This window comes from Methylophaga muralis (assembly GCF_001720165.1).
In the GTDB taxonomy this organism is placed as follows: Bacteria; Pseudomonadota; Gammaproteobacteria; order Nitrosococcales; family Methylophagaceae; genus Methylophaga; species Methylophaga muralis.
On record NZ_MCRI01000004.1, the window covers coordinates 96,737 to 117,232 of the forward strand.

19 protein-coding genes and 1 pseudogene are annotated in these 20,496 nt (G+C 44.7%); 6 read left to right on the forward strand and 14 right to left on the reverse strand.

Annotation, left to right across the window (positions count from 1 at the left end; all coding sequences use genetic code 11):
- Positions 1-2: 2 nt before the first annotated feature.
- The gene (locus A9E74_RS03655) at positions 3-677 is read left to right on the forward strand and encodes a response regulator transcription factor (protein ID WP_069295292.1); all 675 of its coding nucleotides are present in this window, start codon (positions 3-5) and stop codon (positions 675-677) included.
- Between the two features lie 40 nt (positions 678-717).
- Here the strand turns inward: A9E74_RS03655 and A9E74_RS03660 are convergent, their stop codons facing one another.
- The 4 genes from A9E74_RS03660 to A9E74_RS03675 form a co-directional block, all read right to left on the reverse strand.
- Complete coding sequence (locus A9E74_RS03660) at positions 718-1,212, reverse strand: SgcJ/EcaC family oxidoreductase (RefSeq protein WP_245652033.1); 495 nt, start codon at positions 1,210-1,212, stop codon at positions 718-720.
- Between the two features lie 131 nt (positions 1,213-1,343).
- A complete protein-coding gene (locus tag A9E74_RS03665) occupies positions 1,344-2,189 on the reverse strand; it encodes a pirin family protein (protein ID WP_069295293.1) in 846 nt (281 codons plus the stop codon).
- Between the two features lie 10 nt (positions 2,190-2,199).
- Positions 2,200-2,784, reverse strand: coding sequence for an FMN-dependent NADH-azoreductase (locus A9E74_RS03670; RefSeq protein WP_245652034.1), 585 nt, complete (start codon positions 2,782-2,784; stop codon positions 2,200-2,202).
- 8 nt (positions 2,785-2,792) lie between these two features.
- A complete protein-coding gene (locus tag A9E74_RS03675; protein ID WP_069295295.1) occupies positions 2,793-3,182 on the reverse strand; it encodes a DoxX family protein in 390 nt (129 codons plus the stop codon).
- A 114-nt stretch (positions 3,183-3,296) separates the two neighbouring features.
- Here A9E74_RS03675 and A9E74_RS03680 point away from each other — a divergent pair, with 114 nt between their 5' ends.
- From A9E74_RS03680 to amrB, 3 genes are all read left to right on the forward strand, one after another.
- A complete protein-coding gene (locus tag A9E74_RS03680; protein ID WP_069295296.1) occupies positions 3,297-4,202 on the forward strand; it encodes a LysR family transcriptional regulator in 906 nt (301 codons plus the stop codon).
- Between the two features lie 79 nt (positions 4,203-4,281).
- Positions 4,282-4,938: a pyridoxamine 5'-phosphate oxidase family protein gene (locus A9E74_RS03685; RefSeq protein ID WP_069295297.1), complete on the forward strand. Its 657-nt coding sequence runs from the start codon at positions 4,282-4,284 to the stop codon at positions 4,936-4,938.
- A 204-nt stretch (positions 4,939-5,142) separates the two neighbouring features.
- On the forward strand, positions 5,143-5,931 hold the full coding sequence (gene amrB / locus A9E74_RS03690; RefSeq protein WP_069295298.1) for an AmmeMemoRadiSam system protein B: 789 nt from the start codon (positions 5,143-5,145) through the stop codon (positions 5,929-5,931).
- Here amrB and A9E74_RS03695 read toward each other — a convergent pair.
- The gene (locus tag A9E74_RS03695; protein WP_245652035.1) at positions 5,916-6,698 is read right to left on the reverse strand and encodes a TIGR01458 family HAD-type hydrolase; all 783 of its coding nucleotides are present in this window, start codon (positions 6,696-6,698) and stop codon (positions 5,916-5,918) included. The two genes, amrB and A9E74_RS03695, sit on opposite strands and share 16 nt — an antisense overlap.
- Before the next feature lie 223 nt (positions 6,699-6,921).
- Here A9E74_RS03695 and rimO point away from each other — a divergent pair, with 223 nt between their 5' ends.
- Positions 6,922-8,232: a 30S ribosomal protein S12 methylthiotransferase RimO gene (gene rimO, locus A9E74_RS03700; protein ID WP_069295300.1), complete on the forward strand. Its 1,311-nt coding sequence runs from the start codon at positions 6,922-6,924 to the stop codon at positions 8,230-8,232.
- On the opposite strand, the gene A9E74_RS03705 is transcribed toward rimO, so the two are convergent.
- The 5 genes from A9E74_RS03705 to A9E74_RS03725 all read right to left on the reverse strand — a co-directional run bounded on the left by A9E74_RS03705 (position 8,229) and on the right by A9E74_RS03725 (position 14,018).
- The gene (locus tag A9E74_RS03705; RefSeq protein ID WP_069295301.1) at positions 8,229-9,215 is read right to left on the reverse strand and encodes a sensor domain-containing diguanylate cyclase; all 987 of its coding nucleotides are present in this window, start codon (positions 9,213-9,215) and stop codon (positions 8,229-8,231) included. The two genes, rimO and A9E74_RS03705, sit on opposite strands and share 4 nt — an antisense overlap.
- A 76-nt stretch (positions 9,216-9,291) precedes the next feature.
- The gene (locus tag A9E74_RS03710) at positions 9,292-10,176 is read right to left on the reverse strand and encodes a mechanosensitive ion channel family protein (protein WP_069295302.1); all 885 of its coding nucleotides are present in this window, start codon (positions 10,174-10,176) and stop codon (positions 9,292-9,294) included.
- Positions 10,177-10,190: 14 nt separating this feature from the next.
- The gene (locus tag A9E74_RS03715) at positions 10,191-11,159 is read right to left on the reverse strand and encodes a calcium/sodium antiporter (protein ID WP_069295303.1); all 969 of its coding nucleotides are present in this window, start codon (positions 11,157-11,159) and stop codon (positions 10,191-10,193) included.
- A gap of 79 nt (positions 11,160-11,238) precedes the next feature.
- Positions 11,239-12,705: a cryptochrome/deoxyribodipyrimidine photo-lyase family protein gene (locus tag A9E74_RS03720; protein WP_069295304.1), complete on the reverse strand. Its 1,467-nt coding sequence runs from the start codon at positions 12,703-12,705 to the stop codon at positions 11,239-11,241.
- The gene (locus tag A9E74_RS03725; protein ID WP_069295305.1) at positions 12,705-14,018 is read right to left on the reverse strand and encodes a DASH family cryptochrome; all 1,314 of its coding nucleotides are present in this window, start codon (positions 14,016-14,018) and stop codon (positions 12,705-12,707) included. The genes A9E74_RS03720 and A9E74_RS03725 overlap by 1 nt, the downstream gene beginning before the upstream one ends.
- 136 nt (positions 14,019-14,154) lie before the next feature.
- Here A9E74_RS03725 and A9E74_RS03730 point away from each other — a divergent pair, with 136 nt between their 5' ends.
- Positions 14,155-14,538, forward strand: a complete 384-nt coding sequence (locus tag A9E74_RS03730) for a thiol-disulfide oxidoreductase DCC family protein (RefSeq protein ID WP_069295306.1) — start codon at positions 14,155-14,157, stop codon at positions 14,536-14,538.
- Between the two features lie 6 nt (positions 14,539-14,544).
- On the opposite strand, the gene A9E74_RS03735 is transcribed toward A9E74_RS03730, so the two are convergent.
- The 4 genes and pseudogenes from A9E74_RS03735 to A9E74_RS03750 form a co-directional block, all read right to left on the reverse strand.
- Positions 14,545-16,500, reverse strand: a complete 1,956-nt coding sequence (locus A9E74_RS03735; RefSeq protein WP_069295307.1) for an amylosucrase — start codon at positions 16,498-16,500, stop codon at positions 14,545-14,547.
- A gap of 67 nt (positions 16,501-16,567) precedes the next feature.
- Complete coding sequence (locus tag A9E74_RS03740) at positions 16,568-17,440, reverse strand: carbohydrate kinase family protein (RefSeq protein ID WP_069295308.1); 873 nt, start codon at positions 17,438-17,440, stop codon at positions 16,568-16,570.
- On the reverse strand, positions 17,437-18,294 hold the full coding sequence (locus A9E74_RS03745; RefSeq protein WP_069295309.1) for an HAD-IIB family hydrolase: 858 nt from the start codon (positions 18,292-18,294) through the stop codon (positions 17,437-17,439). The genes A9E74_RS03740 and A9E74_RS03745 overlap by 4 nt, the downstream gene beginning before the upstream one ends.
- A pseudogene (locus A9E74_RS03750) lies at positions 18,295-20,450 on the reverse strand (HAD-IIB family hydrolase). It abuts the gene before it with no gap.
- Between the last annotated feature and the right edge of the window lie 46 nt (positions 20,451-20,496).

Below are 20,496 nucleotides of genomic sequence, written 5' to 3' on the forward strand. Positions count from 1 at the left end.
TGATGAATATTCTAATTGTAGAAGATGATCGAAAAGTCGCTGATTTTCTGTATCGAGGTCTTAAAGCCGAGGGTTATTTTGTTTCTATGGTCCACGATGGAGATCATGTTTTACATGCCGTCATGGAATACCAGCCACGGGTGATGATTTTAGATCGAATGCTGCCGAATAAAACCGGTTTGGAGATTTGCCAGCTGATTCGCGCACAAAAATTACCGGTCAAAATTCTGATGTTATCAGCCATGGGTGAAGTGGGCCATCGTATTGAAGGCTTGCGTAATGGTGCAGATGATTACCTTACCAAGCCATTTGCCTTTGAAGAACTACTGGCACGTATTGAAGCTCTGGCAAATCGGGCAAACAGCGACATGCAATCACGTCTACTGCAATATGCCGATCTTGAAATGGATTTGGATACCATGCAGGTAAGATATAAAGGTGTGAGCTTGGAGCTGACGGCTAAAGAATTTCGTCTGCTGGAATTATTAATGGCCTCGCCGGAAAAGGTGTTCAGCCGGGAGCGGATCCTGACCAATGTCTGGGAAGCCAATGAAGATCCACTTACCAATGTGGTGGATGTTTATATTCGCCGTTTGCGCCGTAAAATTGATGAACCGTTTGACACGAAATACATCAAAACCTTACGTGGTGTGGGCTACTGTCTGTCACAGAATTAGGCCGGACAGATTTGGCATCTGCCCGGCAATCTTGTTCAGCTTATTCAGGCATAGCTGAAGAGTGATGGTGGCGAATCAACCATTGTCCATCAACATAATCGTAGAAATAGCTATAACGGGCCTGAACCTGTTGTCCGTCGTCAAAACTAAAGGTATAAATCCCGACATCCGAAGCCTGATTGCAACTGGTGGTAATAACGCGCTGATTAATTTCACCAACCGGCTTCTTGGCTAAGAAATCAACGAAATAGGCTTCGATACTTGCAGTATCAGTCCGCATTTCATTTGAGACGGTAGGCAGCAATACGGCATTATCCAGATAATTGGCTGCCACTTGTGCCGGCTCGCCCGTTGCCAATGATGAATTCCAGCGTTCAAATAACCCTGCCACCTCATCGTCTGTTGGCAATACACAGGATTTAGCGACCTCAGCCTGTGCCGTGCCTGCCAAGCCCAGGGTGACAGAAGCAATTAAAAACATAGCTGTTTTATTAAACATTTTTTCCTCAGTTTGCTGTTTAGGGAGTTCCATCATAGCGATGCTCCATGAACCTAAACTTGAGAGAAAATGAACACAAACTGCTCTGAACATTAACATCTGATGAACAGAATTTTAATTATCCAGATAAAAATAGCCTCCAAAGCATTTAGCTTTGAAGGCTAGGGTTAAGCAACAAATTGACCACTGCGATAATCAGCAAAGGCCTGTTCCAGCTCGGCGCGGGTGTTCATCACGAATGGTCCCGCCCGTTCAACAGGTTCATTAATTGGTTTACCGGCTACAACGATAAAAGTGCTGTCCTGTTCAGCTAGGACTTTCACCGCATCGCCTTCTTTTAATACCGCCAGCTGTGAAGCACCAATTGAAGTCGGTTTATCGCCGATACTGACTCGCCCTGCTGCCACGTATACAAAGGCATTATGGGTCGCCGGTATATTGTCTTCAAACACACTGCCAGCAGGCGCATCAATCACAAAATAAACCGGTTCAACAAAACTGTTATCAATAACACCTTTGGTTCCGTTGATGGTTTCACCGGCAACTACTTTTAGCTTTAAACCTGCTTCGCGTGTTTCTATTGCAATCTCGCTGGCAGCTTTTTCCTGATACCGTGGCGCCATCATTTTTTGCTCTGCAGGCAAATTTACCCACAACTGGAAACCTGCCAACAAACCTGCTTCCTGCTCAGGTTTTTCCGAGTGAATAATACCGCGGCCTGCTGTCATCCACTGTACGCCACCGGTTTCAATGACTCCTGCATTACCGGCACTGTCCTCATGACGCATCTTGCCAGCCAACATATAGGTTACCGTTTCAAAACCACGATGCGGATGAGGTGGAAAACCGGCAATATAGTCTTCTGGTTTATCGCTGCCAAACGCATCGAACAGTAAAAACGGATCCAACATATCTATTTCATGCGAGGCAATTAAACGTCTTAACGATACCCCCGCCCCATCCGAAGTCATCTGACCCCGAATCCATTTTTTCACTTCACGTTGTTGTGCCATGATGGCCTCCTTACGCCGTAATCACTGCAGCCAATTTCTCGCTGCTGTCCGGCTGTTCAAAATAGTGGTTGGCATTGACCAATGTGACATCACTAATGCCAATAAACTGCATAAAAAATTTCAAATACTGACTGGCAAAATCCACATCACTTTCCAGTGGTACGCCACCGGATGCCATCACCAGATAAACTTTTTTGTTTTCCAATAATCCGACAGGACCATTTTCGGTATAGCGAAAGGTTTCGCGCGCTCTCGCCACCAGATCAATCCAGGCTTTGAGTACTGCCGGTATACCAAAGTTATAAATCGGTACTGCCAGAACCATCACATCCGCTGCTTTAACTTCATTAATCAGCTGATCAGACAAGGCCAATACATTTTTTTGCGCCTCACTTCTATCTGCCGGATCGGTAAAGTTGGAATTAATCCATTCTTCGTTGATAAATGGCAAACCTGCAGCCACATCGCGCTGCTGCAAGGTTACATCATGTTGATTAGCCAATATTTCGGTCAATTGGGTCGAGACAGTTCGGGTTAATGATCCGTCATAACGACCACTGGCATTAATATGTAATACGTTTAATTTTTGCATCATTCAATTCCTTATGTACGCGCAGCCAGCGCTGCATCAATAGAAAAGCGTTTTGCACCATGGCTCATCAAAGCCAAAAAACCACCGGCTATTGCGATATTTTTCATAAACAAAATACTTTGCATTTGATCGGCAAAATCCAGGTGGAAAAAAACTGCCGATAAAATTGAAAACCCCGCCAGTAAAAAAGCGGTAATTCGAGTTTGAAAACCAACAATAATCGCAATCGCACCTAAGATTTCTGTGGCGATGACCAGTGGTAATAAAGCTGGCGAAATCCCCATAGCAGCCATGTATTGAGCTGTTCCTTCATAGCCAGCACCAAGCTTGCTTAAACCTGCACTGAGAAACAGCACTGAAAGTAAAATTCGTCCTGTCAGGTCGGTAATATTGCTAAACATTTTTATTTCCTTGTTAAGTAAGTACGGTGCCATTTTATAGTTCTTGAAATTTAGATAAAGAATGCTATAAAGAAATTATTGTTGATAAATAAAGAACAATAAGAGGATGTGTTGGTGAATCAAATTGAAGATATGCAAACTTTTAAACGTATTGTCGAAGCCGGCAGTATCAGCCTTGCTGCCGAACAGCTTGATACTGTTAAATCGGCGGTCAGTAAGAGGTTAAAAGAATTGGAAAAGCGCTTGAATGTGACCTTGCTGCAACGCACCACCCGACGCCAAACGCTAACCGAGGCCGGACATCGTTATTATCAGCATTGTTTGCGTTTACTGGATGATATTGCTGAAGCGGAAGCGCAGATATCAGATATTGAAGCCGAACTCAGTGGCAAACTGCGAATTTCTGCCCCAGTCTCATTTGGTTTAATGCATCTGGGCCCTGCTTTGCAGGAGTTTCAACAGATACATCCATTGATTGAAATGTCGATTGATTTTAATGATCGGCTGGTGGATTTGATTGCCGATGGTTTTGATCTGGCTATACGCATCGCCAGGCTGGATGACTCAACATTAATTGCCAAAAAACTATCGTCCACCCGACTGGTTGTTTGTGCCAGTCCTGAATATCTTGCCTACCATGGCACTCCCGTCATCCCTACCGATCTCACTAATGGTCATGCCATTTTGCATTATCGAAATACCTCTGAAAGCTGGCAGTTTCAACAGGATGGCAGCCCGATAAGTCTGCATTTGCAAGGAAAAATTTCTGCCAATAATGGCAATTTTCTTTGTGATGCGGCCATCGCAGGACAAGGCATTATCACTTCGCCTGATTTCATCTGTTATCAAGCTGTACAGTCTGGTCAACTGCAGGTCATATTGCGTGACTACATGCACGACAGTGAGCTTGGCATTTACGCGGTGTACCCACAAACACGTTATTTACCAAGACGCAGTCAGATCTTGATTGCTTATTTGCAAAATTATTTTTCCCGTAATGCACCCTGGCTGGATTGCTGAGCCATTTGACAGGCCTTGGAGACAATGCTCAACTGTCGGCCATAACAATAAGCTTCACTATCATTACAGAGAGAAATATATGACTGAAATCTATGGTTCACAGCACCGGCAATTACAACAGGAATTTAATAAAGAAAAGCTCGCCGATCGGGTTGGCGAAGCCATCATCACCGATTACATAACTGACCAACACCGTGATTTTATCGCCAGCCGCGATTTCTTTTTTTTATCGACGGTAGACCATCGTGGATTTCCAACCTGCTCTCATAAGGGCGGCGATGTTGGCTTTGTCAAAATCCTCGATGAAAAGACCCTTGCTTTCCCTAGTCTAGATGGCAACGGCATGTATCTGTCGATGGGTAATATTGATGCCAATAAAAAGATCGGCATGCTGTTTATCGATTTTGAAACTCCACATCGGGTACGAGTACATGGCACTGCCGAACTGAGCCGTGATCCGGCTGACCTGGCTTTATTCCATGAAGCTGAACTGGTAGTCAAAGTGAATATTGAAGATATGTTTCAAAACTGTCCGCGTTATATACATCGTTACAAACGCATCAGCGAATCCCGTTATGTACCTAAAACTGAATGTGAAACACCGTTACCCGTGTGGAAACGACTTGATGCCTTACAAGATGTTATTGAGGATGAAGAAAAAGCCAAAGTGGCTTTGGAAGGCGGCATTATTACCATGGAAGAATATGAAGCCTTACTGCTTAAAGGCGAAGCATAATTTATTAAATATCAGTGGTTTGCGCACCACTATGTCTCATCGCTACCACATTGATATTTAGGGAAAATTTCATGTAAGTGATCAACGCCCGGAAAATCAGGATTTCGGGTGTTGATCACTTTTACGGCTAAATCCTTGCTTGAAAATCCATATTGCGAAGCGAATACTCAATCATCCAAGGCCTTAGAGTTGAGGATAAAAACAATGATTTCGATTCGCCCAAGCGCAGTTGCAGGTTTGTATTATCCCGCCCGATCGACCGAGCTGGAAGACCTGCTCACCAAACAATTTGATAACCCCTCAGATCATATCCACCATCGTGCAAAAGCCTTGATTGTGCCGCATGGTGGTTTTTTTTATTCCGGCCAGGTTGCCGCCAAGGCTTATCAGTCTTTAATAGAAATTGCTGATGATATTGAACGTGTCGTATTAATTGGCCCCTCCCATCGAACGGACTTTAAAGGCGTAGCGATGAGTGAGGCAGATTACTTTGCCACCCCGATGGGCAGTGTGGCGGTAGACAAAAAAATCTATCCGCAGTTAAGCCGCATTAAAGGGGTGGAAACCTACGAAAGCCCACACGACAGCGAACATTGCCTGGAAGTCCAGTTACCTTTTTTACAATATTCGCTTAACCAATTTGAAATTGTGCCGTTGCTGACCGGTAAAGCCAGTTCTGCATTAATTGCCGATGTATTGGGCACTGCAACCAAAGATGCTAAGTCATTAATCGTGATCAGTTCTGATCTGAGCCACTATCTCGATTACGAAACCGCTCGCAAAATTGACCAATATACTTCTCAAGCGATCATCAGTATGGATAATCATGATATTGATAAATTTCATGCTTGCGGCTGTGATGCCATTCGTGGCTTTCTCGAGTTTGCCCGTAATGAAAATATGTCAGGGCAAATAATGGCCTTAAGTAATTCAGGTGATGTGGTTGGCAAAAAAGACAGTGTTGTCGGGTATGGCGCCTATCTGTTCGAATAATCATAGGACGGTTTAATCACCCGATTTACCGCATCGACCACATTAGGACAAAGCCATGCACCGGGATGACGAATCTTCTCTTCGTCTCCTGGTGTATATTTCCCAGTTTGCACCAGACAGGCTCTTAATCCTGCAGCCAACGCCCCTTCCACATCAGCAAACACATCATCACCAATCATGAGTACTTCTTCGGCTTTAAAACCTGTCGATTCCACTGCCGTTTGAAAAAATGCTTTGGCCGGTTTCCCTAAAATCTCAGCTTCCACATCACAAGCAAATTCAAGTGCAGCTATAAAAGGCCCCGCATCCAACAATAACTGATTGTTTTGTCGAAAATAACGATTCAAACCAACTCCCAATAAGGGAGCACCTTGCATAATCAACTGAAATGCCCGGTTCATGCTCTCATAACTAAAACCATCAGCGGCATCCGCAACTACCACAGCATTGGGAGAATTCTGATCCAGATCGGCAAATTCCGGCAGCAAATTTTTGTGAACCAGACAATACGGACGTAATTTGCGTTGCTGCAGCACTTGTCTTAGCGCCACCGGAGCAGTAAATACTTCGTCTACACTTAGGTCAAAACCCATTTTTAATAAAGATTGCAACATGTCCGTGCTGGTACTGCGAGAGGTATTGGTCACAAACCGGACGATCTTTTGCTCGTCTCGAGCCCGCTGAATGGCTTCAATAGCACCAGCAACTGGTAACTTATCAACATGCAATACACCACTGATATCAAATAAAATTGCTTTTATCATCATAATCACCTCGGGTGTTCTGACACGGTAAATTATGCTCGGATATACCGAGACAAACAATTACTCGCCTACATCTGAATGATTATAAGTCACTGAAATCGTAATCAATATGGCAGCAGTTTTTCATCCACTTTTTCGATAGAGACGGCTATGAAAGATTACCAGCGGTATAGTAAACAAGATAGAATAGCCGCCTTTTACACTCTCCCAGTTACAGGTTACGCTTATGAAAGCTCCACAGGTCGGTTTTGTCAGTCTAGGTTGCCCCAAAGCGCTGGTCGACAGCGAACGCATTATCACCAAGCTACGTTCCGAAGGTTATGAGATTTCAGCAAATTACGATGATGCTGATCTTGTTGTAGTTAATACCTGTGGGTTTATTGATTCTGCTGTTGAAGAATCGCTGGAGAGTATCGGTGAAGCCATCGCCCATAATGGCAAAGTTATTGTCACCGGTTGTCTGGGTAGCCGTGATAATACGATTCGTGAAAGACATCCGCAGGTGCTGGAAATTACCGGTGCTCATGCGCTGGAAGAAGTAGTTGGTGCTGTACACAAACACTTACCACAACCCCATGATCCGTTTATCAGTCTGGTACCACCTGAAGGCATCAAACTGACTCCTCGCCATTATGCGTACCTGAAAATTTCCGAGGGCTGTAATCATCGCTGTACCTTCTGCATTATTCCGTCAATGCGTGGTGACTTAGTCAGCCGTCCTGTCAATCAGGTCATCGCTGAAGCAAAACGTTTAGCCGACGCTGGCGTAAAAGAAATTCTCGTTATATCTCAAGATACCAGTGCCTACGGTGTGGATTTGAAATATGCCGAATACGAATGGCAGGGTGAAAAAATTGCCACTCGCTTTACTGCCATGGCCAAAGCACTGGGTGAACTCGGCATTTGGGTACGGATGCATTATGTTTACCCGTACCCGCATGTTGATGATGTGATTCCGTTGATGGCCGAAGGCAAGATTCTGCCTTATCTGGATATTCCATTTCAGCATGCCAGCCCACGTATTCTGAAACTAATGAAACGTCCCGCTTCTTCACAGAACAATCTTGAACGAATCCGTGCATGGCGGGCGATTTGTCCTGAAATCACCTTACGCAGTACCTTTATTGTTGGTTTCCCTGGTGAAACCGAAGCCGAATTTGAAGAATTATTGGATTTTCTGGATCAAGCTCAATTGGATAAAGCGGGTGCATTTAAATATTCACCAGTAGATGGAGCTGTAGCAAATGAATTGCCCGATCCAGTACCGGAAGAAGTTAAAGAACAACGTCTGGCCCGCTTTATGGCTAAACAAGCCGAAATCAGTGCTCAGCGTTTGCAACAAAAAGTGGGCAAGCGTGATTTTGTCATTATTGATGAAGTCGTTGAAGAAGGTGCGGTGGGCCGTAGCCGGGCAGATGCACCGGAAATAGATGGTCAGGTATTTATCGATCACGCAACCCATTTAAAAGTTGGCGATATCGTCGAAGTTGAATTCGAAGAAGCCGATGAACACGACCTCTGGGCAAGACTAGTTTAGGAACTGATACGGTTCTTTCCAGACTCTTTTGATTGATAAAGGGCATTGTCAGCACGAATAGATAAACGCATAGCTGACTCGCCCTGACGCAATTGAGCAACACCAAAACTTGTAGTGATTGTGGCTCGCTTATCCAGTTTGGCATCAACAATAAGTTGACGTAATTTTTCAGCGGTATGCGCAGCAGCTTCAAGCCCGGTATTAGGTAATAGAATCATAAACTCATCACCGCCCCAACGCGCCAGTAAATCAATTTCGCGAATGTTCTTTTTCAACAGTCGACTCATTTGCACCAGCACCATGTCACCATTGGCATGACCGAACTCATCATTAACGATCTTAAAATCATCAATATCCAGCGCAATCACGGATAAGGGCTGATGAAAACGTTCAGCACGCTCTACTTCGTGCTCCAGGGTTTTCTCCAGCCGGTAACGATTAGCCACGCCAGTAAGCGTATCGGTTTCTGCCAATCGCTGAACTTCGGCAATTTTATTTTCTAATTCAGCATTAGTTTGAATCAACTGATGGGTGCGTTCTTCAACTAAATCTTCAAGCGAATGATTTTGCTCTGCAAGTCGCTCCAGATTCATTTTGCGCTCATTAATATCACGATGGGCGCCAATCATTCTGGCGACCGATCCATCTTCATTCCACTCAATGATTTTGGCGCGGTCTTCTAACCATAAGTAGGTGTTGTCGGCTTTGCGGAAGCGATATTCAAGATGATAAATGCTGGTGTGATTATGGATGTAATCGTCAAAGTGTTTGAGTACACGTTCGCGATCTTCTGGATGCAAGGATCCTTCCCAAAACGCTATAGTAGAAGGGATTGCGTCTGCAGGATAACCCAACATACGACCCCAACCCGGACTGCGATAAACATAGCCGGTATTCGCGTGCCAATCCCATACACCATCGCTGATAATGTCTAATACGACCTGCAGACATTCATTATCGACATCACCCAACCCCGTCTTCATACCCAATCCTTAGTAATCAAACACTTAAGAGCGGGAGTATCTTACAAAAATTTATGTGATGCAAGTCACATATATTTCAGTGCTGACTTAATTTTGAATTCGCTTCTGCTTCCACTTCATTTTGTTTTTTTGAAATCGTTAAATTATCCGCCAGCGTTAATACCCGCTGAGGGAATGGAATCGTTAAACCGGCTGCTTCGATTTGCTCTTTAACAATTTTGTTTAACTCCCAATAGGTTTTCCAGAATACATCTATCGTTGTCCAGGCTCGCATATGTAATTGGATGGAACTCTCTCCCATTGAGGAAACAAAGATCTGCGGTGCCGGGGTTTCCAACAAGGCTGGATGACTTTCCACAACGTTATGAAGCACCTCCAATGCCACATCAATTGGATCGCTATAGGAAATGCCAACAATCACTTCCAGTCGCCGCTTACTGTTGCGGGTAAAGTTGGTAATCGGTGCGCCCCATAAGCGACTGTTGGGCACCGAAATATACAACCCATCAGGTGTTTCGAGAATAGTGGTAAATAAACCGATTTCACGAACCCCACCCACCAGCTCTCCACACTGAATAAAATCATCAAGTTTGAAAGGCTTTAAAAACAATAGCATGATGCCAGCAGCAATATTGCTTAGCGTTTCCCGTAAAGCCAAGCCCACCGCAAGACCAGCAGCACCCAATAAGGCAATAATACTTGCAGTATTAAAACCGAACATATCGAGAATAATTAATACAGCGACGGCATAGACCAGGTAGGCCATAGTTGAGCTGAATAACTTGATGACAGCAGGATCGATACTCTTTAACTTGAAATTGGTATTGGTAAATACCCGTCGTATCAAACGAGAGATGACGGTAGCCGCTATCAATACCACCACCGTCATCACCAGCTTATAACCAATAGCTAGAATTAATGCTGAGTTCTGCTCCCAAAACTGTAATAACCACTGCATCATGCCAAGCTCCGGGTTCAGGTCACGATAGTACTGATTAGATAAGCGGTATAAGCAACAAACACCAGCATGAAAAAGCCCCCTTCAAGTCGATTGATTCGTCCTTGTCTGCCGATCCCAAAGCCAAAGATAAACAATAGAATAGTCAATCCAGCCATCACGACGACATCACGCGAAAGTACTTCAGCTGGCACCGCAAACGGGTGAATCAATCCGGCAATACCGACCACAGCCAATGTGTTAAACAAATTTGAGCCAATTACATTGCCCAGCGCGATATCGTGTTCGCCTTTTTTCACTGCAATTAACGATGAAGCTAACTCTGGTAATGAGGTACCGATAGCCACCACCGTTAAACCAATAATCAGGTCACTAACTCCAAAAGCGACGGCAATTTCAACAGCGCCCCATACTAAAATTCGTGAACTGATAATCAATAAAACCAGGCCGATAAATAACCATATCAAGGCTTTTTTCAGGCTCATGGTTTCAGTGTTAAATTCAGCTTCCATTTCTGTGCCAAACGCATCCGGCGACTTCCTCATGCCCTGATAAATGGTCCAGCCCATCAAGATAAAAAATACCAATATCAAAATACCGGCATCAAATCTGGATAACGTTCCATCGGCTAATTGCCATGCGGCTAATGCTGTAACGCCAATCAGAATCGGTAATTCTTTGCGTAAAACCTGAGAATGCACGGCAATAGGACTTAATACCGCTGTCAAACCCAAGATTAACGCGATATTAGTGATGTTTGAACCATATGCATTGCCCAGCGCCAACCCCGGATTTCCTTGCGTTGCCGCTATTGCTGATACCACCATTTCCGGAGCCGAAGTACCAAACCCCACAATTACCATGCCGATTAACAAAGGTGGCATACCAAAATATCGGGCGGACACGGCGGCACCATCAATAAATCGATCTGCACTCCAAACTAACAAGGCTAGACCAACCACCACCGCAGCAAAGGCTAGTGTCATATATTCTCCGGAAAATAAAATTAAGGGTGTTCAAGCCATATTATCAGTGCTTGACTAACTGAATGGCAATTCGTAGTGGTTAACGAGAGCTTAAGCGCACATGACGACGTAATATGCGCTGATTTTCCTGCTGAACATCTCCTCGTTTACGCCAGGCCCATAAACTATCCCGGCTTTGTTTTGAGGTAGCTTTAATATCAACAATGGGAAATGGGTAATCTCGCCCTAACTCAAAATTTAACATCATCGACTCCATTGGCGTGACTTCCCATGGTCGATGAATAATCTCATTGGGCAATTCGCTCAGCTCGGGTAACCATTCACGGATAAACTTGCCTTCTGGATCCTGCTCTTCGGCTTGCTTGGTTGGATTGTAAATTCGAATCGTGTTGGTGCCAGTCACGCCTGCCTGCATTTGTAGCTGTGGATAGTGAATACCTGGTTCAAAATCCAAAAAGATCTGAGCTAAATGATAACTCCCGCGTTGCCAATCGATATGCAGTTGATGACATAAAAAACTCACTAACATCGCGCGCATTCGAAAATTGATATACCCAGTAGCTATCAAACAGCGCATGCTGGCATCCACCAATGGAAAACCGGTTTTACCGCGTTGCCATGCTAATAAATCAACTTCCGACTGTTTATCTTCTCGCCAGGGATAGTTTTGATAACCACGATTTACCGGGCGATATTCCATCGCCGTTTCGCTCTCAAATTTCTGCATAAAATGACAATGCCAGTGCAGCCTTGAGGCAAATGCAGCCAAGGGTCTGCGCCAGCCAGGATCATTCCAGTGCTGAAGTAATTGTTGATAAATCTGCCGAAGGCTGATATTGCCCCAGGCAAGATACGGCGACATTCTGGAGCAGGTTTGACGACTTAGATCCGGGCTGGAAATATGCTTGTGATAGTGTCTGCCACGTTCAGCAAAAAAATCGGCGAGCACACTCAACGCGGTTAATTCACCTCCATATTGAAATGAGTCATCAGCTTGTTGCCACTCTGCTGGAGAACTGAATTCGACTAGTGGTAAATCAATAATAAATTGCGCCCGCTGCCACCGAGCTTCCAGCAATGGTGCCCGCATTACCTGTTGCCAATGTTTATCCCAATCATCTCGCGTCGAGGCTGCACGAATTACAGCGCCTTGAGCAAACTCATGCCAGCTTATCTGCTGCTGGCTGAAATACTGTTTCAGGGTTTTATCCCGGTCAAAAGTGATATTGAGACCAATTTCCTGATGACTGAAAACGGTGTTTATTTGAAAATATTGTTGGAGCTCTTGAAACACCCCTAATGCTTCGCCTTCAATAACCACGACCTTGGTTTTATCAGCAGCTAATTGTTGATTAAGTTGTTGCAATGATTGCCAGACAAATCGCCAATGACGCAGGCTGTAATGCGGATCTGCCAGCAGCGAAGGTTCAACTATATATAACAATAAAATGGGTAAATCCTGTTCACAGGCCGCGTGAAAAGCTGCGTTATCGGCAAGCCTTAAATCACGTTTGAACCAGACAATATTGATTGGTTGACGAGCCATTATTGTTTGGATGGCGGCATAATCGGCCAGTCTGCGGCATCGACTGAATCTAGTGGGACAAGATCAATATCACCTTGCCAGCGACGGATAAATTCACCGTTTGGATCATACTGTTGGGTTTGCTTTTCTATATTAAAGTGCCGCCCGCCTCGCGGATCAGCCCCTACCCCTGCAATATACTGCCAGTTTCCCCAATTGGCGGCGACATCATAATCAATCAACTGTTGTTCGAAATACGCAGCGCCGAAACGCCAGTCCAGGTTCAGATCATAAACAAAGCAACTGGCAACAATTTGCCTGCCTCGGTTTGACATATACCCCGTTGCATTGAGCTGTTTCATACAGGCATTGACCAATGGATAAGGTGTGTTGCCATTGCACCATTTTTGATAGCGCTCAGGATAATAACAACGCCGGCTTTTGGTGTTTTTTATGCCGTCAAAACGAAATAATTTGGCGCCATGCCGCATGGCATACCATTGAAAATACTCTCGCCACAGCAATTCAAAATAAATCCAGTAAGTTGAATCATTGTTGGTTTTATTCTGTTCATAGGTTCTAAGTTTACTCACCAGATGGCGAACGGACAGGCAGCCCAGAGCCAACCAGGGGGAAAATTTGGTCGAATGTTGCCAGCCATCCAGTTCATTTCTGACTTGTTTGTAATTTGCTGGCAGATCCGCAGAAAAATACTCACTAATATGTTCTAGCGCCGCGGTTTCGCCACCATGAAATGGAGACGGTTTGTGTATTGGTGTTGATAGCTTGTCTATCGCAATCGGCCCTGGTGGCGGTGGTAACTGCTGTGGTGCAGACATGGGTCTGGGCAATGCTAAGTCTTCTACCAGTTTGCGAAACTGGGTAAAACTGTCTGGTAAGTCACCGATAGCAAACGGCAAATCCTCTGCAGCAAACAGGGTATGACTCACTTCGGTAATAAATTTTCGCTGTGGAAATTGTTGCTGCAGCAAATGCCAATGCCTGTTTTCGTAAACACCTGCATGCTGACTGCGAACGATAATATCAACGTTATAAAACTCAATTAATTCTGTCAGAGCTTTATGCGGTGTTTGTTGTTTGATGATCAACTGTTGCCCAAATTGTTGTAATTGCTGCTGAAGATCTGCCAGAGATTCATATAAAAACTGTAAGCGTCTTTCTCCCATCGCTTTGGCATTTAAACCATTAGGTCTGAACCATTGTGGATCAATACAAAATACACAGATCAGTTTATCGACCGACTGCATTTTCCATAATGCGGGTTGGTCATGCAGTCGCAGATCGTTGGTAAACCAGAATAATCCTGTGGTCATAGGTTTTGACACTCCGGTGATGGTGTTAAATGCAGTCAGTTCACAGACTGTCTTGAGGGATATAGGTTCGGTTCAAAGTAGAACTAAGTCAGAAAAATAACGTCTGATTGGCACACTTTACAGTAGAGCAAAAACCATGCATCAGTTGACCGTATTTTTTGATGGGCACTGCCCTTTGTGTACAAAAGAAATTGCTTTGCTTAAGCAATTAGATACCCGGAAAAAGCTGCATTTTGAAGATATTCATGCCATCGATTTTGTTTATCGTTATCCCTACATTGATGTGGTTAGCGCTGATAAACGATTGCATGGTCAATTGGCGAATGGCCAAATCATTACAGGGTTAGATGTTACAGCCAAAGCATGGGGTCTTGTAGGCCATCATAAATGGCTACAAATCCTGCGTTGGCCGGTGATTCGCTGGTTTGCAGATTTAGCCTATCTGGTTTTTGCCCGTTTTCGTCATCCCATTGCCCGTTTAGTTGGTGGGAAAACGTGTGATGATCAATGTAAATTCTGAAAACGATTACTTTTCGGTTAACCAGTAACAACCGAAACGCGGGACCACCACCGTATTACCGAATTTTTCAGGGCTTTGTCCGGTTATTGCATCGACCAGATAACCATGATGAGATTGCGACCATCTAGGTAATTGATCCAAATCCAATCGTTGTGATTTTCGATCAAAATTTGCGACGACCAAGACTCTGTCTGCCGGTTTTTGCAGGTGATATCGCTCAAAAACAAACAGATGCGGATTATCTACATCGACCAGATCGCGGTTATTAAAATCAGCAAACGCATCCAATTCTTTATGCACAGCAATCAGCGTTTTCAACTGATTAAATATCAGATATTCAATCGTGCCAGGCACATTACGTTTTTCTGCTTTCTGCCAATCGATGAAAGGTCGATGTACCCAGCGTGAATCATCCATTTTGACCGGATCATTGCGATAGCTTTCATCATTGGTAGTGCCGATTTCATCACCGTAATACAACAGTGGCAACCCGCCAAATGACAGAATCAAACTATGTAGCAACACAATAATACGCACGGCATCATCTATCGCCTTTTCATCGCCGATATCGATTGCATGTTGCAGACCCACCAATGAGGCCAAAGAGCCGGAAATACGTGCATCACCGGTTTTATCGTTCTGACCGAAAGGCACACCTCGGGCATGGGAATCGGCAAATTTACCGGTGAAATAGTCGATCAAAAACCGTCTATGATCACGCGGCTCATAACCGGCAAGTTCAATATCTTTGTCATCAAAACCTAAGCCGATATCATCATGGCAGCGGATATAGTTCAGCCAGGTGGCGCGTTCCAGTTTTACCGGCAGGCTTTTAATACCTTGGTTTAATAGCCGGGCATTTTTTGTGGCCACGGCATCCCATAACAAAGCCATAAACGTGGCGTTATAGGCGATTTCGCATTCTTTGGCGATCACCGCATCCTCACCAAAATACTTGGTGACTTCTACCGGCGCGACAATGGCTTCAGCAATAAACAATACGCCTGGAGCCGTTACCTGACAGCAGTCTTTCATTAACTGCAAAATCAAATGGGCTTCACGTTCGTTCTGGCAGGTACTGCCGATTTTTTTCCATAAAAAAGCCACGGCATCAAGACGAACTATGTCGGCACCTTGATTGGCCCAGAACAAAATAATATCCAGCATTTCAATAAAGACGGTGGGATTGCTATAGTTCAAATCCCATTGATATTCATTAAATACCGTCATTACCCAGCGCTGCATTTCTTCGTTCCAGGTGAAATTACCTGGAGCCGTTTCCGGAAACACTTCGGGCATGCTTTGTTCAAACATATCCGGCACATGACGGTTTTCGAAGGTGTAATAGTAGTCACGGTATGGTGAATAACCATCACGGGCTTTTTGCGCCCATTCATGTTGATCGGAGGTGTGGTTTAACACCACGTCCATTACCAACAGCATATCGCGTTGGCGTAAATCATCTGCCAATGCTCGCAAATCGTTTAAATCACCGGCCCGCGGATCAATTTCACGGAAATTGCTGACCGCATAGCCGCCATCACTTTTACCTTCCGGGCATTTCATAATTGGCATCACATGAACCAGATTAATCCCTAAATCCTGGAAATAATGCAGATGCTCACGCATGCCTTGCAGATTCTTGGCAAACCCGTTGCAATACAATGCCATGCCAACCCATTTCTGACTGAGAAACCAGTTGTAATCCTGCTCCCGTTCCATATCTTTGGCCCGTAGTACGTCGGACCGATCGATATATTGCCGAGCGAGGGTCTCTACCAGACGTTGTGCCTGTTCAGCAAAATCCGGGCGTTTTCCATAGAGGCGCTCGAACAAGGAATGAATCGCATAAAAGTTAGCCCCCAGACGCGTGTAGAAATAACGCAGATCATGTTTGGCAAATTCGGGCTCAATCTGATTCAGGATGGCATTCAAAAGCGAATGCGATTGCTGTTCGTACATGTAATTTCCTGATTAATAGAGGCAGATATTTCTGTGATGACTTTAGGGTGTGTTGATCTTTAAGTCCCTAGATGAATTCAGAATAAAAAGCCGGATCTTCGCTGACTGCTCCGCGTAATCCTATCACTTTGCTGGCAAACTGCTGAGCTTTCAATAAAATTTTCTGTACCGGCCATCCCGCCAACAGACCGTGAATATACATAGCAGTGAAGGCATCACCAGCCCCAACCGAATCCACTAATTTGTCAGCAGCCACACATTTTTGTTCATAAAATGCGCCATCATTGCAACGCACGATAGCGCCCTCTTCTCCGCGTGTCACAATCAGCTGCTCTAGCTGAAAATGGCTTTGCATCCGCGTCATATCCTGTTGCAAATCAGCAGAATTAAAACCCAATTCAGCTAATTCATGTTGATTGAGCTTGCACCATTTTGCCCGTTCCAGACACGTATATATGCCTTCCTTCGTCCACCAGGGGCTGCGTAAATTAACATCCATAAACACAGAAACAGATTTAGGTCTGGTCAGAAACTCAAGTGCACTTTGAGAAACCGCATTTCTAAGTGCTAATGAGCCGTGATACACCACCGCATCATTTCTCAGGTTGGGCAAATGGGACGTTTGAATAAAGTCATAAGCCCGTTCAATCATGATGTCATAAGAGGGTTCCCCTCCCTGCAAACTGACTTTAACCTCACCTGTTTGATGACTTTTATCGGTTTGTAAACCTTCTGCTGAGAGTTGCCATTGTTGCATCGCATGGCGAATTTGCTCTCCCGACTCATCCTCTCCGACACTGGAGATAAATAAAGGGTTATCACCAAAAGCCTGCAGATGCCAGGCTACATTGAACGGAGCACCGCCTAGTTTCTTCTCATCATCCGGAAAACAATCAAATAAAACTTCGCCGAAAATGGCTAAGGCTGACTGCGGACTCATGGATTGTCTCCCGTTTCAAGTTGGTTTCTAAACGCTTCGGCATAATGCCAGACGCCTTGTAAAACACCTGCACTGTAGTTTCCATTCATGCCTAATGCTCCAGGATCGCCTGCGATATAGAGTGATTGTGGATGGCCATTTTCTGTTACAAGTTGCTGCGCCATGGCTTTAATTTCAGCTGAAGCATTGTTCACCACTACGGATAATATCGGGCTGGCCAATACAGGCATATCGTTACCACTGTCACCAGCGAAAATTACTTCACTGTCATCGTAACCCAGTCGATTTTGTAGAAATTCAATGGCATGTAATTTGGTGGCATGTTCTGGCAACACATCCAATAAACCAACATTAGTAAGTTCATCAATACTCCACATAACTGAGGCCTGAATCTGTTTGGCAGCCAAACGCTGCTGAACGGCGTCAATTACAGCATCTTTATCCAGATATAAGGGCAGATAAAAACTCAGTTTGTGAGTGTTTTGTTTGCTGAATTCCTGCAATTGCAGATCCTTAATATCGCTCAATAAGGCTTTAAGATCGCTATGAGAATTCCCATTCCAATCCTGATCAATCTCATCACACCAACTCTGGACTTCTTGCCAATGCTTATCCTTGAACTGAAAAATCTTGGTGCCAACATCACTGATGATGTAATCCGGTGTCGGCAAACTATAGGTTCGTATCGCTTTTTCTACCAATTGCCGATGTCGCCCTGTCACATAAACCAGACAGACATTATCTGCTTGGCAGAACTTGCGGAATCGTCGCCGTGCATCAGGATGTTCGGCTTGCATTCCATTGGGTATCACTGTGCGATCCATATCGGTACAGAGTAAAAGTTTTGCACTCATTTAACGTGAACCTGTTGCTTGTTCAGAAGTAATTTCAAAAAAATCATAATATTCAATAGCTTCCATAATCCCTGCGGCAAAGGGTTTATGGGCAAAATAAATATGTGAGAAATCTTCCAGCTGTGACAGTTCCTCGTGGTGTCTGTTTGCCACCACCACTGCCAATGTATTACCGCGCATCATATCTTCATCTGCACCGCTGCCACCGGCAACACAAATACGTTCTAGCGGCATCTGCCAGCGATTAGCGACAAATCTTAATGCCATACCTTTTGACGCTCTGAGCGGCAGAATATCCAGATACTGACCAAATGCCAGCTGCACATGAACCGATAATTCCTCGCGATGTAATAACGATTTAATGTCTTCGATATCAACCTGATCCCGATCAATGTAATAGCTGAGCTTGAACTGACTCTGTTCCGACTTTGGCTGTCGCTCCAGTCCCGGAATCTCATCCAGCAGTTTACTGACCCGGTGAGGCAACCATAAATGATCAATATGTTTCGTCCAGGCGGTGTCCGGTGTCAGTTTGGGGGCGTAATAGATTTCACTGCCGCTACTGGTGATCAGAATATCCGGTTCGGGAATACGATGTTTTTTCATCAGTTTTAAGGCCTGATCCAAACGTCGTCCGGTGGCAATCACAAACTTGGTACTTTTACGATGTTCACGCAGTAAATTAACCAACGTCTGCAAGGACTCATCATCTCCTACCAAGTTCAAATCCAGATCGGTGACCAGTGCCCTCTCATCGCGTCCGGATTCACGACGCTCAACCGGAAGGCGTAACAGTTTTTCAGTACGGGCGGCTATCGGTTCAATGATTTCCAGATAACGTTTGGCATGGGCATGCCAGGAATAATGTTGCGTCACGCCCTTTAATCCATTTTGCTGACACTGTTGCCAATAAACCTCATCTAGAATCAACTTTTCAATCGCTGAACTGATGCTGGAAACTTCAAGAGGATCAATCAACTCACCATTTAAACAATTGGCCATAATATCTCTGGGTCCACCGTCTTCAGTGGCAACAATCGGTAAGCCGCTGGCAGCCGCCTCAATCAGCGTAAGACCGAAAGGCTCAGTCAGGGCAGGATTCACAAAGACACCCCTGGTAGCAGCAGCAATACGGTAAATTAGTGGCACTTCATCACGACGATGATGTTTGGGAATGGTGACTTTGCCATAAAGATCATAACGATCAATCGCGACCAGAAGTTCATGGAACACTTCCTGCGCACCACGTTCCAAATCATCAATATCATCCCGGTTACCGGCGATAATCAATACATTGGCATGTTGCTGCAATATTTCAGATTGACCATAGGCTTCAATCAGGCTGACAATATTTTTACGTTTATCAGGCGTGATAACGCCAGAATCATCGGCTTTTCAGGTTCATCCAGATGCTGAGTAATACGGTTGAATAATTCGCTTTGCAGCTCGTCGCCTTTTGGCGGAGTAAATTGCTGCACATTGGTGCCTGGCGGCACAATACGCATTTGTGCGGGTTGATAATGATCATATAACTCGTACTGCTCTTGAATTTCCTGATGAGTACTGGTTATTACCCGCTCTGCTGTCGCCAAGGTAATTTCTTCAGCCTCAATGCGCTGATTCATCTTGTACTGCTGTTCCAGTTGCTCGATATCGACGCCACTGGCCAGCAACCTTCGGCGTTTGACGCGTCCTAACGAGTGACCGGTGTGAATGAGGGGAATGCCCAGTTGATTGGCTATATGTGATGCCACCAGACCGGCATCGGCATAGTGACTGTGCAGAATATCCGGTAAAAACTCCTGTTCACGGAAAAAATCCACCAGATTATCGGCAAAGGTATCAAGGTGTTCCCAAATCTGTTCTTTTGCCAGATATTGTTCAGGACCCGCCTCAATCCTGATAATTCGTAACTTATCGTTGAGTTGCTCAATCGGACGCGAATAATCCGGGGATATTTCTTCATCCACTACTCGACGGGTAATCAGTAAGACTTCACCAACCCTTTCCTGCTCAGATAAAGCCTGAGCTAATTCAAGTACATAAAGTGTCTGTCCACCTGTATCTGCGTCTCGCCCGAGCTCAAGGTCATGTCCTCGAATCAGTCCATGAATATTTAACAAGGCAATTTTGAGTTTTTCGCTGTTATCTGTCATATCTGTTTAATATCTTCATCACAATGAGTTTTTTTCTGGGCACACT

What these genes read in the sequence shown, in the direction of transcription:
- A9E74_RS03730 (WP_069295306.1), top strand. Translation starts at nt 14,155, where the DNA reads ATGCATCAGTTGACCGTATTTTTTGATGGGCACTGCCCTTTGTGTACA.
- A9E74_RS03695 (WP_245652035.1), bottom strand. Translation starts at nt 6,698, where the DNA reads ATGATGATAAAAGCAATTTTATTTGATATCAGTGGTGTATTGCATGTT.
- A9E74_RS03670 (WP_245652034.1), bottom strand. Translation starts at nt 2,784, where the DNA reads ATGATGCAAAAATTAAACGTATTACATATTAATGCCAGTGGTCGTTAT.
- A9E74_RS03710 (WP_069295302.1), bottom strand. Translation starts at nt 10,176, where the DNA reads ATGATGCAGTGGTTATTACAGTTTTGGGAGCAGAACTCAGCATTAATT.
- A9E74_RS03740 (WP_069295308.1), bottom strand. Translation starts at nt 17,440, where the DNA reads ATGAGTCCGCAGTCAGCCTTAGCCATTTTCGGCGAAGTTTTATTTGAT.
- A9E74_RS03715 (WP_069295303.1), bottom strand. Translation starts at nt 11,159, where the DNA reads ATGACACTAGCCTTTGCTGCGGTGGTGGTTGGTCTAGCCTTGTTAGTT.
- A9E74_RS03745 (WP_069295309.1), bottom strand. Translation starts at nt 18,294, where the DNA reads ATGAGTGCAAAACTTTTACTCTGTACCGATATGGATCGCACAGTGATA.
- A9E74_RS03675 (WP_069295295.1), bottom strand. Translation starts at nt 3,182, where the DNA reads ATGTTTAGCAATATTACCGACCTGACAGGACGAATTTTACTTTCAGTG.
- amrB (WP_069295298.1), top strand. Translation starts at nt 5,143, where the DNA reads ATGATTTCGATTCGCCCAAGCGCAGTTGCAGGTTTGTATTATCCCGCC.
- A9E74_RS03665 (WP_069295293.1), bottom strand. Translation starts at nt 2,189, where the DNA reads ATGGCACAACAACGTGAAGTGAAAAAATGGATTCGGGGTCAGATGACT.
- A9E74_RS03705 (WP_069295301.1), bottom strand. Translation starts at nt 9,215, where the DNA reads ATGAAGACGGGGTTGGGTGATGTCGATAATGAATGTCTGCAGGTCGTA.
- rimO (WP_069295300.1), top strand. Translation starts at nt 6,922, where the DNA reads ATGAAAGCTCCACAGGTCGGTTTTGTCAGTCTAGGTTGCCCCAAAGCG.
- A9E74_RS03725 (WP_069295305.1), bottom strand. Translation starts at nt 14,018, where the DNA reads ATGACCACAGGATTATTCTGGTTTACCAACGATCTGCGACTGCATGAC.
- A9E74_RS03660 (WP_245652033.1), bottom strand. Translation starts at nt 1,212, where the DNA reads ATGATGGAACTCCCTAAACAGCAAACTGAGGAAAAAATGTTTAATAAA.
- A9E74_RS03685 (WP_069295297.1), top strand. Translation starts at nt 4,282, where the DNA reads ATGACTGAAATCTATGGTTCACAGCACCGGCAATTACAACAGGAATTT.
- A9E74_RS03655 (WP_069295292.1), top strand. Translation starts at nt 3, where the DNA reads ATGAATATTCTAATTGTAGAAGATGATCGAAAAGTCGCTGATTTTCTG.
- A9E74_RS03735 (WP_069295307.1), bottom strand. Translation starts at nt 16,500, where the DNA reads ATGTACGAACAGCAATCGCATTCGCTTTTGAATGCCATCCTGAATCAG.
- A9E74_RS03720 (WP_069295304.1), bottom strand. Translation starts at nt 12,705, where the DNA reads ATGGCTCGTCAACCAATCAATATTGTCTGGTTCAAACGTGATTTAAGG.